Source organism: Archangium sp., from assembly GCF_057119385.1.
On record NZ_DBNGVP010000131.1, the window covers coordinates 73,698 to 90,762 of the forward strand.

Sequence of the window (17,065 nt, forward strand, 5' to 3'; positions counted from 1 at the left end):
GCCCGCGCCAGGCCCCTGCTGCCTCACTGGCAGGCGATGGGCTGGGCCATGGCGGTGCGCGCCCGCTCCTCGGTCACCAGCTTGAAGCCCGCGAGGTCCGCCAGCAGCACGTCCCGGTTCTGCCGGATGAGGCTGGCGTTGCGGCACAGCAGCGCGTCCTCGTACATGTAGTGCGGCGGCAGGGTGAGGGAGAACTCGGCCAGCTCCTGCAGCTTGAGCGTGTCCAGCTCGCGCTCGAAAATCTTGTGGGCCGCGTCCTCCACCCCGACCACGCCGCGCTCGAAGTAGAGCGTGGACAGGTCATAGGCGATGAGCTGGTCCTTCTGGAGGAAGGAGTGCAGGCGGTTGGCCGCCACCGCCAGCTCCATCGAGCCGGAGATGCCCAGGGCCACGGCGAGCCGGGTGGCGATGATGCGCTCGCAGGCCCCATCGCCGGGGGGCTCGGTGCCGAAGGCGGCCACGGAGAAGAGGCGCCAGGCCCACTTCGCGCCGTCCTCGCGCCGCGTCTGGAAGTAGGTGGGGCACCCCATCTGCGCGATGTAGAGGGCCACCAGGTCCTTGGGCAGGCGCGAGAACTCCGGCTTCTTGTAGGCAATGGGGCGCTTGGGCCCGAAGGTGCCCGCCTGGAGGCTCATCCGCTCGCCCTCGATGGAGTGGCGCAGCTGCGTCTCCAGGTCGAACTCCGTCTCCAGCTGGGGCAGCTTGCTGGAGGCATGGAGGTAGAGGGCCGGCATCACCACGCCCGCCAGCCCGATGAGGAACAACACCAACCAGAGCAGGGTCTTCACGCCCCCAGAGTATCAAAGGGCGACGGCGGGCCGGGTCCGGGTTAAATCAAGTTCCGACATGAACGACTGGCACCCCACCCCCGTGGCGGACGTCCTCCCGGCCGCGGAGGGCCTTACCGAGCTCGTCCTGGACATTGGCGGAACCCCGCTGGTGGGGACACACCGCACCCCGGGGCAGTACGTGCGACTGGCCCTGCCCGGCGTGGGCGAGAGCCTGTTCGCCATCGCCTCGCCGCCGGAGCCCTTTGGCACCCGGTGGGAGTTCCTGCTCAAGGGAGGCAGCGCGCTGGCGGATGCCCTGGTGGGGCTGGAGCCGGGAGCCCGGGTGCTCAGCCGGCATCCCGAGGGCCGGGGCTTCCCCCTGGTGCAGGCGCGGGGCGGCCACCTGCTGCTGTTCGCCACGGGCTCGGGGATCTCCCCCATCCGCTCGGTCATCGAGAGCATCCGCCAGGAGCGGAGCGCCTACGGGCGGGTGACGCTGTACTTCGGGGCGCGCACCCCGCAGGCCTTCGCCTACGAGGACGAGCTGCACCACTGGGAGGCGGCGGACATCCGCGTGGTGCGCACGGTGAGCCAGCCGGGCGCGAGCGGCTGGCAGGGCCTCACCGGCTACGTGCAGGAGCACCTGGGCGAGCAGCAGGTGGAGGGGACGGTGGCCTTCGTGTGCGGCCAGTCGGGCATGGTGCAGGGGGTGATTGACGTCCTGCGGACCCGGGGGCTGCCCCGCGAGGCCATCCACCTCAACTACTGAAGAGCCGCACGATGGCGCACACGCCGGAGGACGAGTGGCTCTGGGGATGGGATGACACGCCGGGAATCGTCTCGGTGTGGGCGGAGCCGGATGGCCGTGCCTTCGTGTGGCGGCGGCTGCCCGGGAGTGGCTCGCTCGTGCGCGAGGACGTGCGCTTCCGGCCGTGGCTGCTGCTCGCCTCGCTGGAGGATGTGCGGCACCTGGGCACGCGGCTCCGCCCGGAGAGCGAGGGCCCCGCACCGCACCGGGTGACGTGGCAGGAGTTGGAGGGTCCCGGCGCGCTGCGCTACCTGGTCCGCGCGGAGGATGGGCGGACGTTGGCGTCGGCCGTGCTCCAGGGCGCCGCGCGGCGGCTCGGCCATGCGGTGGGCAACCTGCGCGAGCTGGGTCCCCAGGCGGTGCTCGCGCTGCCTCCCGAGGAGCAGTACCTCGTCGCGTCGGGGCGCACGTACTTCCGCGACCTGCGGTTCGATGACCTGCACCGCATGCAGCTGGACCTGGAGACCACCGGGCTGGAGCCCTCGCACGACCGCATCTTCCTCGTGGCGATCCGGGACGCGGAGGGCAGGACCGATACCCTCGAGGCCCACGGTGACGGGGACGCCGCCGAGGCCGACCTCCTCCAGCGGCTGGTCGCGCGGGTGCGGGCCATCGATCCGGACGTGCTCGAGAACCACAACCTGCACGGCTTCGACTTGCCCTTCCTCGCCCACCGGGCGCGGCTGCTGGGCGTGACGCTCGCGCTGGGACGGGCCGGACCCCCGGGCCTGCGGCAACGCCCCGCCGCGCGAGGTGCCTCCCCCGGACGCGGGGGGCCCGGCCACGATGCGATGCGCCGCGCGCGGTACACCGTCCCCGGCCGCGAGTTCATCGACACGATGGACGCCGTGAAGCGGCACGACTTCTCCACCCGGGAGCTGCCGGGACATGGGCTCAAGGCCGTCGCACGGCACCTCGGGCTCTCGGGCCCGGAGCGCGAGCACATTCCGGGAGCCCGGGTGTACGAGGTCTTCGGCACCGACCCCGAGCGCGTGCGGCGCTACGCCCAGGACGATGTGACGGAGGCGGCTGGACTGGCGCGCATGCTCGGCGGGGCGGCCTTCGCGCTCGCCCGCATGGCTCCGCGCCGCTACGAGCGCCTCGCGGATGCCGGGCCGGCGACGGGAGTCATCGATCCGCTGATCGTCCGCGCCTACCTCCGGGCCGGTGCGGCGCTACCCGCCCATGAGACCGGTGACGGGACGCCGCACAGCGGGGCCGCGCTCCACCTGTTCGCCACGGGCGTGGCCCGGCACGTGGTGAAGGCCGACGTCGCCAGCCTGTACCCCTCGCTGATGCGCGAGTACCGCATTGGCCCTCGCAGGGACCGGCTCGGCGTGATGCTCGCGCTGGTGGACCGGCTCGTGGAGCAGCGGCTGGCGGCCAAGGCGCGGGCGAAGGCCGCGGCGCCCGGGTCTCCAGAACGGCATACGAACGAGGCGCTCTCCGCGGCGATGAAGATCGTCGTCAACTCGGCCTACGGCTACCTGGGGGCGGGTGGGCTCACGCGCTTCGCGGACGTGCACGCCGCCAACGAGGTGACCCGGCGCGGACGCGAGGTGCTGGCGCTCATCTGCCAGGAGCTGGCCCGGCGCGGCGTCACGCTGCTGGAGGCCGATACGGACGGCGTGTACTTCTCCGTGCCGGACGGCTGGAGCGAGGCCGATGAACGCCGGGTGGTCTCCGAGGTCGCGGCCCTGCTGCCCCCCAAGGTGCGCCTCGAGTTCGACGGACGCTACGCGGCGATGCTCTCGCACGAACCGAAGAACTACGCGCTGCAGCCGTATGACGGTGCGCTCATCCTGCGCGGCGTGGCGTTCCGCTCCAGCCGGGCCGAGCCCTTCGGCGAGGACTTCCTGCGCCGGGCCCTGCGCTGCCTGCTCGCGGGGGATATTCCGGGCGTGCGGGAGGCGTATGTGGAGACGGTGACGGCATTGCGCCGGCGGGCCCTGCCGGCCCGAAGCGTGGCGGCACAGGTGCGGCTGACGAAGACACCGGCGCAGTACCTCGCGGCGCGCAGGCGCGAGTTGCCCTACGAGGCCATGCTGGCGAGCGGGCTGAAACAGTGGGCCTCCGGCGAGCAGGTCCGGGTCTACCGGGCGGTGGGAGGACGCGCGGGACTGCTGCTCGAGTCGGAGCACGGTGAGACGGTGAGCGATCCGCGGGACTACGACGCCGAATTCTACGTGCGGCAGCTCCGAGAGACCTTCGCGGCCCGGCTGGCGCGAGCGCTGACCCCCGAGGACTTCGCGACGGTGTTCGCCGATCCGGAGCAGCCCTCGCTCTTCACGCCGTCACTGGCGAATGCACGGCCGGTGCTCACGGTGCTGGACGAGCCCGAGGGAGAACAACCCCACGCCGAGAACCCGTGGATGTCCCCTCTCCCTCTGGGAGAAGGTTGATCCTGCGAAGGTGTGCCCGTGGGCACATGCGCTGACCCGCGGATATTTCCCCTCGCCCTCCGGGAGAGGGGACATTGCTTCAGAGGGGATATTGCGTCACCGTTCCACGGTGGGAGCGGCGTAACGCACGGGGAACAGGGCCGCGGCCGGATCGCTCTCCTGGTTGCCCGAGGCCTTCTGCGGCGTCCACGCGGCCACGCCCACCAGCCGCCCGTCCGGACTGAAGCGCACCCGGCGCACGGACCAACCGAACTTCCGCTCCGCCACTGGAGCCTCCTGGCCCTCGCGCCACACATACAACTGCTTGTCCCAGCCACCGCTCGCCAGCGAGCGCCCGTCCGGAGAGATACCCGCGGAGGCCACCACGCCCCGGTGCGCCGTCCACTTGCGCAGCACCTGCCCCGAGCCCGCGTCCACCAGCGCCGCGGCGTTCCACTCGGCGGGAGGCTCGACGAGCCCCTTCTTCTCGCGCTCGTAGATGGCCTTGTTCCGCTCGGCCTTGGGCTCGGAGAAGGCCACGCCCAACCGGCGCCCGGCCGCGTCGAGCGTGACGTCATTCACGTGCGCCTCGAAGGTGAATCCCGCACGCGGAGCGAGCACCAGCCCCCTCACCTCCTGCGTCCCCTGCGCCGGAGCCTTCAGCGTGAGCACGGCCTCACCCGTGGCGTCATCGAAGGCCACGTCCACGCGCTCGGCGAACGGAGCCCCCAGCACCCCGCCCACGCCCGGGGGCAGGCACGCGTCACACACCGCCACGTCCAGGCCCTCCAGCTCCAACCCCTTGAGGCGCAGCCGCTGGCCCCGGGCCACCCGCGCCAGCGTGGACCCCAGCGCCGTGGGCAACGACACCGTCTCCTGCAGCATGGCCGTGTCGATCCCCGCCGCCTCCGCCGCCTGCGACCCCAGCACCAACGCCGGAGCGCGCGCATCCAGCGCGAAGGCCACCGGAGACTTCCCGTTGAGCGTCCCGCCCACCACGGCGTAGCCACCGCGCCGCTCGAAACGCACGCGCGCCTGCTCGCGCCGCAGGGCCTCTTCGCGCGCTTCGAACACCCGGATGCGCTTGTCCCAGCTCCCCGAGTACAGCGTCCCATCCGGCGCGAAGACGAGCGCACTCACCCGGTCCGTGTGGGGCCGAGCCTCGAAGGAGAACCCCAGGTCCGCCACGCGCAGCACCGTGAGCAGCCCCTGCGCGCTGCCCGCCACGAGGTAGCTCCCGGACGGGTGGAAGGCCACCGCGGTAAGGGGCTCTTCCGTCCGCAGACTCCCCTTCAGCGCCCCCGAGCCCGCGTCATACAGGCGCACCATGCCGTCCCAGCCCGCGCTCGCCAGCAGCGAGCCATCCCGGGAGAAGGCCAGCGCCTCCACGTCGAACTCGGAGGAATTGAGACCCTGGTCCACCACGCGCGCGGGCGAGGGCCTCACATTCCAGAGCGCGAGCAGGTACTCGCGCGCGCCCAGGTGCGAGTAGGCCACACGCGAGGAGTCCGGAGAGAAGGCCAGCGTCCAGACGAAGTCCCTGCGGTCGAGGACGGGGCCGTCCTCGAGTCCCACCACCTCACCCGCGAGGTAGCCGCCCGGCGTGGACTCCAGCCGGGAGGCGGTCTCCGGCGCGAGCACCGGCGCGGCGTGCTGGCACCCGGCCAGCGACAACACGCCCACGAGCCACAGCGCACGAGGCGCGAGAGCCCTCACGAGCCACCCAGCGCCGCCGACTGCTCCGGAGGCACCTCCGTCACGCCCTTGTTGCTCACGGACAGCAGGAAGAGGGGCTTGCGCGCCTCCCGCTTCTCATCGAAGGACGTCTTGCCCGTGGCGCCGTCGAAGTCCTTCACGTTGGCCAGGGCCTCGCGCAACTCCCCGCGGCTCTTGGGTGCCTGCTTCGAGTCGAGAAGCTGCCGCACCATGCGCGCCGAGTCATACCCGTAGGCCTCGAGCAGCCCCGGGTCCCCGCTGTTCGCCTGACGGTAGGCCTTCACGAAGCGCTGCGTGGCCGGCTTCTGCGAGTCCACGAAGAAACCATCCACGTACACCGAGCAGGTGACGAACTTGCCACCGCGCTCGACGAGCTCCGGCATGCCGCTGGCACCCTTGCTGCTGCTCCACGCGTTGGTGCCCAGCAACATCACCGTCTTGATCGTCTTCTTGCCCGTCGTCTTGCGGATGCGCTCCACGTCGCGCGCGTCACACGCGTTGGTGACGATGTCCTCCACCGCCAGCGCCGGGGCCACCAGGCTCACCCGCCGCCACTCGTCGGGGATGAAGATGGCCTCGAAGTCGATGATGGGCTCCACCTCGCCCCTCATCTTCTCCATGGCCTTGCGCTTGCGGAACGCGTCCTGGCCAGTGGTCTCCTTCTGCACCTCGCGCACGCCCTCGATGTAGTCGAGCCGGTCCTCCAGGTAGTAGCGGCCCACCAGCTTCTTGGCCTCGGTGGTGAACGTCGTCTGGTCGTGGTCGTACGTCTCGGCGCCGCGCACCTGGCCGCCGTTCTCCACCACGTGGTCCCAGAAGTCGTTGGCCAGCTCCACCCCGTACGGCAGGTTGGGGTAGAGCATGGCGAAGCTCTTGAAGCCCTTCTGCTTCATCGCGAAGTCGGCGATGGCCCGCGCCTGCGCCGAGTTCGTCAGCATGTTGCGGAAGATGAAGGGCCCGATGTGGGTGATGTCCTCCTGGCGCGTGAGCGTCAGCAGCGGCACCTGGAGCTCCTCGGCCACCAGCGCGGCGCGGCGGGACTCGTCCGAGGTGATGGGGCCCAGCACGGCGATGGCCCCCTCGTCGAAGGCCAGCTGCTCCATGCCCTGGGCCGCGAGGTTCACATCCCCCTGCGTGTCCTTCACCACCAGCTCGATGTCGCTGCCGGCCAGCGCCAGCTTCACCCCGCGCAGCACCGCCTCGCCCACCGCCTTGTACTTGCCCGTCATGGGCAGCAGCAGACCCACCGTCTTCGTCTGCACGTCCACGCGGCGCGTGGCGCGCGCGAGCAGCTCACGCGCCTGCGGGGCGAACGGGTGGTTGGGCGCCTCGGCCAGGAAGCGGTTGAGCGTCTCCTCCAGCCGCGTCCAGTCGCGCAGGTGGTAGTAGATGCGCGCCAGCTTGAAGCTCAGCACCGGCCAGGCGGGGTTGGAGGACGGCAGCTCCTCCATGATCTGCGCCACGTCCATGAAGCCCGCGCGGCCCTCCACCAGCTGCTGCACCCGGGCCACCGCGGCCTGCTGCGCCTCGGGCGTCTGGGCGTTGCCGGCCAGGTCCACGGAGATGCGCAGCGCCTGCCCGAAGAGGCCCGCCTTCTCCGCAGCCTTCACCGAGTCCTCGAGCAGCTGGATGCGCTCGGCGCCCTCGGCGCGCTCGGCGAGGCTGTAGAGCGTCTGGTAGGCGTCCCGGTAGGCACCCACCTCCAACGCGGCCCGGCCCAGCCGGCGCTTGGCCTCGGTGGCCTGCGGGTGGAGCGGATTCTCGAAGAGCAGCTCGTTGAAGCTCTTGCGCGCGTTGACGTAGTCCTGCGAATCGTAGAAGAGCACGCCCGCCCGGTAGAGGGCCTCCTGGCCCGCCGTCGTCTGCGGGTAGGCCTTGCGCACGGCGAGGAACCCCTCGGCGGCCTGCTTGCGCGGAGCCGTCTCGGCCTGCTGGATGGCCTGGGCGAGCGCCTGGTCCGCCTGCGCGTCCTTGCGCGCCTCGACGGAGGGCCTCGACGGGAAGGGGTCCCCCCGGGGGACGTCTTCATTGCGGCCCTGGCCCGAGGACGAGGAGCCGGACGAGGAGCCAGAGGAAGTGCCACCGCCCGTGGCGGAGGGCGTCTTGCAAGCGGACATCAGCAGCGCCAGCGCGAGCAGCAGCGCGCGGCGGGGAGAGGGGCGAACATCCATGGTGTGGGTGTGCATAGCAGTGGGGCGCGCCTCCGTCGACAGTCGAGCGGGGGGGACATTCCCCACGCCGTCCGGCAGGTTTTGCACCGGACGTGCCGCCCCGGCGCCCCCAGGTGGAGGCCTCGGGAGCCGAGCCCCTGTGGGCCCCGGGCCACGGGCATGTGGGCCCGGGTACTCGCCTGCCCCGCGAGCCGTGGAGGGGGCGCCGCCCAGGACTGGACCCGGGACGGGCTCTCCCGGGGAGGGAGGCGTTGCGGCCCCCGCTCCCCATCCCAAGCGTTAGGGCTTGGACGTTCTCGACCCAGGAGCTGAGCATGGCAGGCAAGCAACGGTTGCGGGAGGGCTACGGAAGCACGAGCGAGCAGCGGCAGCGCAACCTGGAGGGCGACGGCTTCGAGGAGCGGGCGCCCCACACCGCCGAGGAGGCCGAGGCCACCCGCGCGCCCCCCGACCCGGGAAGCCACGTGGTGCACGTGAATGCCCTGCCCGGGCCGCTCGACACGGACGACACGGATTGAGGAACGGAGCCACTCATGTCTCAACGCAAGATTCGTGCGGGAATGGTGGTGCGCGGCCACACCGGTGAGCCGCTCGGACGCGTCCTCTCCGTCGATGACGAGGGCTTCGTGCTCGAGCGCCGCGTGGTCGTCACGCGCGAGCACCGGGTGCGCCTCGACGAGGTGCAGGCGCTGGACGAGCACGGCGTGGTGCTCACCCCCGACCATGGCCACCCGAGCGCCCGCCTGGAGGCCACGGACCTCGTGGAAGTCTTCTGGTCCTCGCGGCGCGCACGCGACGAGCAGCGGCCCCTGGAGGAGCGGGAAGCACCGGAGACGCTCGCCTCGCACCGGATGGTGGCCGCGGCGGAGCACGCCGAGGCCTACCCCGTCCAGGTGGAACACGGCAGCGTCCCCCATCCCCGCTCCGTGCCCATGTCCGAGGAAGAGCCCCGCAGGAGCACCGACGCGCTGGAAGACATCGACACCCCGCGCGCAGCACCGGCCGAGCCGCCCCGCGGACGTTGGATCGCGCGGAGGGTGCGGCACTACGCGACGCACCCGCTCGAGGCGGCGAGCTCGTTGCTGGGGCTGCTGCGCGGAGAGAAATCCCCCCTCCGCCACTGAGGGAAGGAGGCACCGGATTCCCGGAGTTGCAGGGTGGGCATTCTTGTGCCCCCCGTGCTAGAAACCCCGGGGTTTTGGCACCGTCCTCTTCGTTCGACTCCTCCTCGCTCCTCGAGCTGTCGCGCCGCCGCGCGGAGTCCCAGCCAGAGGAGCTCGCCTACACCTTCCTGGTCGATGGCGAGACAGAAGAAGCACGCCTCACCTACGCCGGGCTGGATGCACGCGCGCGCGCCATCGGTGGACTCCTGCAGGAGCGGGGAGCCCGGGGCGAGCGGGTGCTGCTGCTCTACCCGCCCGGGCTCGACTACGTGACGGCCTTCGTGGGCTGCATCTACGCCGGAGCCATCGCCGTGCCGGCCTACCCGCCGGACCCGATGCGCCTGGGACGGACGCTCCCGCGGCTCGAGGCGCTCATCTCCGACGCCCGCGCCCGCTTCGCGCTCACGAATGAATTCATCCGCTCCATGGCGGACGGGCTGGCCGAGCAGTTCCCCGGACTGGCCGGACTGACGTGGGTGGCCACCGGCGAGGTGCCCGCGGACGCGGCCAGCGCCTGGAAGGACCCGGGCCTCACGCACGAGTCGCTCGCGTTCCTCCAGTACACCTCGGGCTCCACGGGCACGCCGCGCGGGGTGATGCTCAGCCACGGCAACCTGCTGCACAACTCGACGGCCATCCAGCGCGGCTTCGAGCCCTCGCCCGGGAGCGTGGGCGTCATCTGGCTGCCGCCCTACCACGACATGGGCCTCATCGGCGGCGTGCTCCAGCCGCTGTTCGCCGGCATCCCCGTGGTGCTGATGTCGCCGCTGGACTTCCTCAAGCGGCCCGTGCGCTGGCTCGAGGCCATCTCCCGCCACCGGGGCACGCACAGCGGCGGGCCGAACTTCGCCTATGACCTGTGCGTGCGAAAGACCACGCCCGAGCAGCGCGCCGCGTTGGACCTGAGCACCTGGCGGCTGGCCTTCAACGGCGCCGAGCCCGTGCGCGCCGAGACGCTCGACCGCTTCGCCGAGGCCTTCGCCGTCTCCGGCTTCCGCCGCGAGGCCTTCTACCCGTGCTACGGCCTGGCCGAGGGCACGCTGATCGTCTCCGGCGGGCGCAAGGGACAGCCGCCCGTGGTGCGCGACTGGAAGCAGGAGGGCACCGAGCGCGTGCGCCCGCTGGTGGGCTGCGGCTCGAGCGTGCTGGACCAGGAGCTGCTCATCGCCCATCCCGAGACGCTCGCTCCCGTGCCCGAGGGGCAGGTGGGTGAAGTCTGGGTGCGCGGAGGCAGTGTCGCCCAGGGCTACTGGGGCCGGCCCGAGCAGACCGAGCAGACCTTCCGCGCCCGCCGGAGCGACACCGGGGATGGGCCCTGGCTGCGCACGGGAGACCTCGGGTTCCTCTCGGGCGGCGAGCTGTTCGTCGTGGGCCGCATCAAGGACCTCATCATCCTGCGCGGGCGCAACCTGTATCCGCAGGACCTGGAGCAGACGGCCGAGGCCAGTCACCCCGCGCTGCGCCCGGGCTGCTCCGCCGCCTTCAGCCTGGACATGGAGGGGCAGGAGCAACTGGTGCTCGTGCACGAGGTGGACCGCGCGAAGCTCCCGGAGCCCACCGAGGCCGTGGAGGCCATCCGCCGCGCCATCGCCGAGCAGCACGAGGTGGCACCGGGCCGCGTGGTGCTCGTCCCCGCGGGCCACATTCCCAAGACGTCCAGCGGCAAGATTCAGCGCGGCACCTGCCGCGCCATGTACCTCGCGGGCGAGCTGGAGCTCGTCACCGAGAGCACCGTGCCCCAGGCCGTGGCCACCGCGCCGGCCGAGCCGCCCGCGCTCACCCGCGAGGCCCTGCTGGGCGCCTCGGAGACGGAGCGGCCCCGGCTGCTCGCCGAGCACCTGCGGCACCGGCTCGCGCGTGCGATGGCCGTGCCCGCTTCGGCGCTGGACGAGGCGCGGCCTCTCACCGCGTTCGGCATGGACTCCATCCACGCCATCGAGCTCAAGGGCGCGCTGGAGGAGGAGCTGGGCATCCACCTGCCCGTGGCGCTGCTGCTCGATGGCGTCAGCCTGGGCACCCTCACCACCCGCGCGCTGGAGGCCCTGCACCCCGCGCCCTCCGCGCCTCCACCGCTCGAGCCCGCAGACCACGGGCCCCACCCGCCCCTGTCGTATGGACAGGAGCGGCTGCTCTTCCTGGAGCAGCTCGCCACGGGCCACTCGGCGTACACCGTCGCCACGGCGGTGAAGCTGGAGGGACGGCTCGACGTGGAGGCCCTGGGACGGAGCCTCGCGGCGCTGCTCCGCCGGCATGACTCGCTGCGCGCGTGCTTCCCCTTCGTGGACGGCAAGCGCGTGCAGGTGCTGCTGCCCGCCGGGCAGGTGCCGGACCTGGGCCCGCTCGCCGGAGCGGACGCGCTCGTGGACCTGTCCGGCCTCCCCGAGTCCGAGCGCGAGACCGAGGCCACCCGGCTCACCACCCTGGAGGCCCGCCAGCGTTTCGACCTGGAGCGCGGCCCGCTGCTGCGCGCGAAGCTGCTGAGGCTCGCCCCGGAGCGGCACCGGCTGGTGCTCTCGGTGCACCACATCGTCTCGGATGGGTGGACCCTGGGCGTGCTCGTCCGCGAGCTGGGCGCCCTCTACCCCGCATTCGCCGAGGGCCGTGCCTCGCCCCTGCCCGCGCCTCGCCTCCAGTACACGGACTACGCCGCGTGGCAGCGGCGCTGGTTGGAAGGGGGCACGCTCGCCGCCGGGCAGTCCTGGTGGAAGGAGCGCCTCACCGGCATGCCTCCGCTGCTGGAGCTGCCCACCGACAGGCCCCGCCCCGACGCTCCGTCCTTCGAGGGGGTTCGCCACCCGCTCCAGCTCTCCGCGCCCCTCACCGTGGGCCTCGAGCAGCTCGGTCAGGCCGAGGGCGCCACGCCCTTCATGGTGCTGCTCGCCGGCTTCCTCGTGACGCTCCACCAGCGCACCGGCCGCACCGACCTCGTCGTGGGCACGGACATCGCCAACCGGGAGAATCCTCGCACGCAGCAGCTGGTGGGCCTCTTCGTCAACCAGCTCGTCCTGCGCGTGGACCTCTCGGGCAACCCCACGTTCCGGCAGGTGCTCGCCCGCGTGCGGCAGGTGGCGCTCGGCGCGTACGCGCATCCGCACGTTCCGTTCGACAAGCTCGTCGAGACGCTCCGCCCCCCGCGCGACGCCCGCTACAACCCGCTCTTCCAGGTGATGTTCGTCCTGGAGAACGCGCCCCTGCCCGCGCTGGAGCTGCCCGGCCTGCGCCTGGAGCTGCTCGAGCTCGATGACGGGGGCTCGCCCTTCGACCTCTCGGTGCTGCTGTCGAAACACGGGGGACAGTTGGGCGGCGTGCTGCGCTACAGCACCGCGCTCTTCGATGGCGCCACCATCTCCCGGCTCGGGGAGGATTATCAGACCGTGCTCTCGGCCGCCGTGCAGCGCCCGGACGCCACGGTGGAGGAGCTGCGCGACGTCCTCACCGGGCACGAGCGGCAGCGCGAGCGCGCCCGGGCCGAGGAGCTGAAGTCCAAGCGGCAGGACCTGTTCCGCAACGTGCGCCGCAAGACCGGGGAAGGAACCCCATGAAGAAGGCACTGCCCCAGGTGAAGCGCCGCGAAGTCACGGAGTCCGGCGAGGATTGGGTCCGCTTCGAGCCCCTCCAGCCCGGCCTCTCGCTGCCCGTGCTCGCCCGGCCCACGCTGCCGGGCGTGGACCTCGCGGACTGGGCCCGCAAGCACCGTGCGCGCGTGGACGAGCACCTGCACCGCCATGGCGCCGTGCTCTTCCGTGGCTTCGACATCGCCTCCGCCGAGGCCCTGGAGCACTCCATCCGCGCCGTGGCCGGCGAGTCCCTGCCCTACGAGGAGCGCTCCTCGCCGCGCTCCCAGGTGATCGGCAACGTCTACACCTCCACGGACCACCCGCCCGCCGAGCACATCTTCCCGCACAACGAGCAGTCCTATAACCAGTCCTTCCCCCTGCGCCTGTTCTTCTGCTGCGTGACGCCCGCACAGGAGGGAGGCCGAACGCCCCTGGTGGACTCGCGCCGCGTCTTCCATCGCCTGCCGCATTCGCTGCGCGCCCGCTTCCTGGAGCAGGGCTACACGTACGTGCGCAACTTCGGCGGCCAGTTCGGCCTGAGCTGGCGGACGGCCTTCCAGACGGAGTCCCCCGCCGAGGTCGAAGCCTACTGCCGCCGCAACCACATCCAGTTCGAGTGGCGCGAGGGCCAGCGGCTGAGGACGCGCCAGGTGCGCCGCGCCGCCGGGCTCCACCCCGTCACGGGCGAGCCGGTGTGGTTCAACCACGCCACGTTCTTCCACGTCTCCACGCTGCCGCCCGCCGTGGGCTCGGCGCTGCTCGCGGAGTTCGGTGAGGAGGACCTGCCCAACAACACGTATTACGGCGACGGCTCGCCCATCGAGCCCGAGGTGCTCGAGACGCTGCGCGCGGCCTACCACGCCGAGACGGTGTCCTTCCCCTGGGAGCGGGGAGACCTGCTCGTCGTCGACAACATGCTCGCCGCGCACGCGCGCACGCCCTTCTCCGGCCCGCGCCAGGTGCTCGTGGGCATGGCCCGCCTCTTCCCCTGGGACGACGTGCGCCCCGTCCCCGCCCCTTCCTAGGAGACTCCGCCGTGTCCTCCTCCAACGGCTTCCGTCTGTCTCCCCAGCAGGCCCACCTGTGGGCGCAGCTCACCCCGAGCCCGGACACGCCCTACCGCGCGCAGTGCGTGGTGGAGCTCCGGGGCCCGCTGGACAGGCCGCGCCTCGAGCGCGCCGTGCGGGAGGTCCTCTCCCGGAACGAGATCCTCCGCACCACGTACCGCCGGCTCCCGGGCACGGAGACCGCCGTCCAGGTGCCCGGAGACGTGCCCGCCACCGTGCTGCGGGAGCTCGACTGGACGGGCCCTCGCGCGCAGTGGTGGAGCCACCTGCTGGAGGACCTGCTGCTCGGCCCGTCCGAGAACCCGTGGAGCTACACGCCCGAGGAGCGCGCACCGGAGGAGCCGGGCGGCCTGTGGCTGGCCACACTCGAGCCCGAGCGGCACCTGCTTGTGGTGGACCTCCCGGCGCTCTCGGCGGACCGGCGGGGACTGGCATGTCTCGTGCGCGAGCTCGCCGGAGCCTGGGCGGCGCAAGGTGGCGGCGAGCCCCTGCCCGAGCCCGCCATGCAGTACGCGGACGTGTCGGAGGTGTTCCAGCAGCTCCTGGAGTCCGAGGACGCCCGCGAGGGCCAGCGCCACTGGGAGGGCCTCGCGCGCCCCGCCCCGGACACCCGCGCCCCCGAGCGGACCTTCAGCCCCACCTCCTGGCGGCCGAGGGAGCTGCCCCCGGGATTCACCGCCTCGGTGAAGGCCGCGGCGGGCCGCATCGGCGTGCCGGTGACGTCCTTCGTGCTGGCCTGCTGGCAGCTGCTGCTGGCCCGTCTCTCCGAGCGCCTCGAATGGTCCGTGGCGGTGCGCTTCGATGGCCGCACCTACGAGGGGCTGGACGAGGCGATTGGCCTCTTCGAGCGCTACCTCCCGCTGCGGTGCGAGGTGCGCGCCCGCGCCCGCTTCGCCGATTTCGCCCGCGAGGTGGCCCGGGCCACGCAGGACGCCGTGGCGTGGCAGGAATACTTCGACGTGGCGAAGGCGCCCCCCTTCCCCTTCGCCTTCGAGGACTTCACCTGGCCCGAGGAGCGCCACCACGACGGCCTCACCTTCACCACGTTGCGGCTGAGCGCCTGCACCAGCCGCTTCGAGCTCAAGCTGAGCTGCGGGCAGCGCCAGGGGATGCTCGACCTGGAGCTCCAGGCGGATGGCGCGCACCACTCCAGTGACAGGATGGGGGAGCGGCTGCTCGCGCTGTTGGAAGTGGCGGCCACGAATCCGGAACGCACGCTGGAATCACTGCCGGTGATGCACCGGAACGAGCTGCAATGGCTGGAGTCCCTCCACCGCACCGAGCGCCCCTACGACACCGCGGGCAGCGTCCCCGAGCGCTTCGCCGCCGTGGCCCGGAGCACTCCGGATGCGCTCGCCGTGGCCTTCGAGGACGAGCGGCTCACATTCTCCGAGCTGGCCTCCCGTGCGCACCGGCTCGCGTGGCACCTGCGCTCGCTGGGCGTGGGACCCGAGACGCGCGTGGGCCTCTTCCTGGAGCGCTCCGTGGAGCAGGTTGTCGCCCTGCTCGCCATCCTCCAGGCCGGCGGGGCCTTCGTGCCGCTCGATCCGCTCTACCCCCGCGAGCGCCTCGGCTCCATGCTCCAGCAGGCCGAGGCCCGGCTCGTCGTCACCCGCTCGCACCTCCAGTCCCTGCTCCCCGAGGGCGTGGCCAGCCCCGTCCTCCTGGACGCCGACGCCGAGCGGATCGCCAGCGCGCCGGACACCGCCCTGGAAGTCCCCGTCGCGCCCGAGCAGCTCGCCTACGTGCTCTTCACCTCGGGCTCCACGGGCAGACCCAAGGGGGTGATGATTCAACACCGCTCGCTGCTCAACCTCGCGGCCACCCTGCGCGACACCGTCTACGAGGGCCGTGGCCCCGGACTGCGCGTCAGCCTCAACGGGCCACTCGTCTTCGACACCTCCGTCAAACAGTGGGTGCAGCTGCTCAACGGCCACTCGCTGCACCTCGTCCCCGAGGAGGCCCGCCTGGACGCCTCGCGGATGCGCGGCTTCGTGCAGCGTCAGAAGCTCGATGTGCTGGACACCACGCCCTCGCTGCTGGCGCCCCTGCTGGAGCAGGGCCTGGGCCGCGAGCCGGACTTCTCCCCCGCGCTGGTGCTGGTGGGCGGCGAGGCCATCACCCCGAGCACCTGGACGGAGCTGCGCGCCCGCTCGCGCACGCGCTTCGTCAACATGTACGGCCCCACCGAGTGCACGGTGAACGCCACCACCTGCCCCGTGGCCGCGTCTCCCGAGCCCACCCTCGGCGGACCGCTCGGCAACGTGCGCGTGCACCTGCTGGACGGGTACCTGCGCCCGGTGCCCCCGGGCCGCCCCGGTGAGCTCTACATCGGTGGCGCGGGCGTGGGCCGCGGCTACATCGGCCGGCCCGAGCTCACCGCCGAGCGCTTCATCCCCGACCCCTGGGGCGCGCCGGGCTCACGCCTCTACCGCACGGGGGACCTCGGCCGCTGGCGCGAGGATGGCCGCATCGAGTTCCTCGGCCGTGCCGACCACCAGGTGAAGCTGCGCGGCCTGCGCATCGAGCCCGGTGAAATCGAAGCCGTGATGCGCACCCACCCCGAGGTGGGCGAGGTCATCGTCGTCCTGCGCGAGACCCAGCCCGGCGAGCAGCACCTCGTGGGCTACTTCGTCCCGCGCCGGGGCCTGGCTCCGGGTACCGATGCCGAGGGACACGAGCTGGCCCACCAGCTCCGGAGCCTGCTGCGGCAGACGCTGCCCGAGTTCATGGTGCCCTGGGCCCTGGTGCCGCTCGCGCGCCTGCCGCTCACGCGCAACGGCAAGGTGGACCGCGCCGCACTGCCCGACCCGCGCACCGCCACGCGCGAGGCACACGTCCCCTACGAAGCCCCCACCAGCAAGCTCGAGCAGACCATCGCGGCCATCTGGCAGGAGGCGCTCAAGGTCGACAAGGTGGGCCTGCACAGCAACTTCTTCGACCTGGGCGGGCACTCGCTCCTCATGGTCCAGGTGCACGAGAAGCTCGCCGCGGCCTTTGGCAGGCGCTTCTCCATGGTGGAGCTCTTCCAGCATCCCACCGTCGCCGCGCTCGCCCGGCACATCGGACAGGCCCAGGGTGGAGCGGCGGCCTCCGCCCAGAATCAGCAGCGAGTCGAGGACCGGGCCCAGAAACAACGTCAGGCCCTGCGGCAGCAGGCCCTCCTCATCAAGGCGGGCAGGGGCCGAAAGTGAGCCCCTGTTGTACGGAGCAGCCCCTCCGGACCCGATGACGAGCAACTGGTCCGACCATCGGACCAGTTGGTGAAGCGCGCGCCCGGGAGGTCCGCCGGGCGCGGTCTTCCGAAAGTTGGTCGGGTAGACCGGGGAGTTACCTCCCCGGCCCCCCACGGATCCGGACGTGCGGAATTCCCGCATCCGGCTCTTCGGCTCATGGACTCACTGCGAGCGGAAGCCCATCTCGCACCCTGCG

At 72.1% G+C, this 17,065-nt stretch carries 10 protein-coding genes; 7 read left to right on the forward strand and 3 right to left on the reverse strand.

From position 1 onward, the window contains the following. Window positions 1-23: 23 nt before the first annotated feature. On the reverse strand, window positions 24-788 hold the full coding sequence (locus AC16DP_RS32160; RefSeq protein WP_329727922.1) for a transglycosylase domain-containing protein: 765 nt from the start codon (window positions 786-788) through the stop codon (window positions 24-26). Window positions 789-846: 58 nt separating this feature from the next. Here AC16DP_RS32160 and AC16DP_RS32165 point away from each other — a divergent pair, with 58 nt between their 5' ends. Continuing rightward, window positions 847-1,539: a ferredoxin reductase domain-containing protein gene (locus AC16DP_RS32165; RefSeq protein WP_329727923.1), complete on the forward strand. Its 693-nt coding sequence runs from the start codon at window positions 847-849 to the stop codon at window positions 1,537-1,539. Between the two features lie 11 nt (window positions 1,540-1,550). Further along, complete coding sequence (locus tag AC16DP_RS32170) at window positions 1,551-3,980, forward strand: DNA polymerase domain-containing protein (protein ID WP_329727924.1); 2,430 nt, start codon at window positions 1,551-1,553, stop codon at window positions 3,978-3,980. Window positions 3,981-4,076: 96 nt separating this feature from the next. Here AC16DP_RS32170 and AC16DP_RS32175 read toward each other — a convergent pair whose 3' ends face one another. Continuing rightward, window positions 4,077-5,675 carry a WD40 repeat domain-containing protein gene (locus AC16DP_RS32175; protein ID WP_329727925.1) on the reverse strand — a complete coding sequence of 533 codons (1,599 nt, stop codon included), beginning with the start codon at window positions 5,673-5,675 and terminating at the stop codon, window positions 4,077-4,079. Continuing rightward, window positions 5,672-7,861, reverse strand: coding sequence for a penicillin-binding protein activator (locus AC16DP_RS32180; protein ID WP_329727926.1), 2,190 nt, complete (start codon window positions 7,859-7,861; stop codon window positions 5,672-5,674). The genes AC16DP_RS32175 and AC16DP_RS32180 overlap by 4 nt, the downstream gene beginning before the upstream one ends. Window positions 7,862-8,160: 299 nt before the next feature. Between AC16DP_RS32180 and AC16DP_RS32185 the strand changes: the two genes are divergently transcribed. The 5 genes from AC16DP_RS32185 (at window position 8,161) to AC16DP_RS32205 (ending at window position 16,827) form a co-directional block, all read left to right on the forward strand. Next, window positions 8,161-8,364: a hypothetical protein gene (locus tag AC16DP_RS32185; RefSeq protein ID WP_329727927.1), complete on the forward strand. Its 204-nt coding sequence runs from the start codon at window positions 8,161-8,163 to the stop codon at window positions 8,362-8,364. Window positions 8,365-8,379: 15 nt separating this feature from the next. Next, window positions 8,380-8,970: a hypothetical protein gene (locus tag AC16DP_RS32190; protein WP_329727928.1), complete on the forward strand. Its 591-nt coding sequence runs from the start codon at window positions 8,380-8,382 to the stop codon at window positions 8,968-8,970. Between the two features lie 74 nt (window positions 8,971-9,044). Further along, window positions 9,045-12,551 (forward strand): condensation domain-containing protein, encoded by a 3,507-nt coding sequence (locus AC16DP_RS32195; RefSeq protein WP_329727929.1) that lies wholly within the window; start codon window positions 9,045-9,047, stop codon window positions 12,549-12,551. Continuing rightward, window positions 12,548-13,591: a TauD/TfdA family dioxygenase gene (locus AC16DP_RS32200; protein WP_329727930.1), complete on the forward strand. Its 1,044-nt coding sequence runs from the start codon at window positions 12,548-12,550 to the stop codon at window positions 13,589-13,591. The genes AC16DP_RS32195 and AC16DP_RS32200 overlap by 4 nt, the downstream gene beginning before the upstream one ends. Before the next feature lie 11 nt (window positions 13,592-13,602). Continuing rightward, window positions 13,603-16,827 (forward strand): non-ribosomal peptide synthetase, encoded by a 3,225-nt coding sequence (locus AC16DP_RS32205; RefSeq protein ID WP_329727931.1) that lies wholly within the window; start codon window positions 13,603-13,605, stop codon window positions 16,825-16,827. Window positions 16,828-17,065 lie beyond the last annotated feature (238 nt).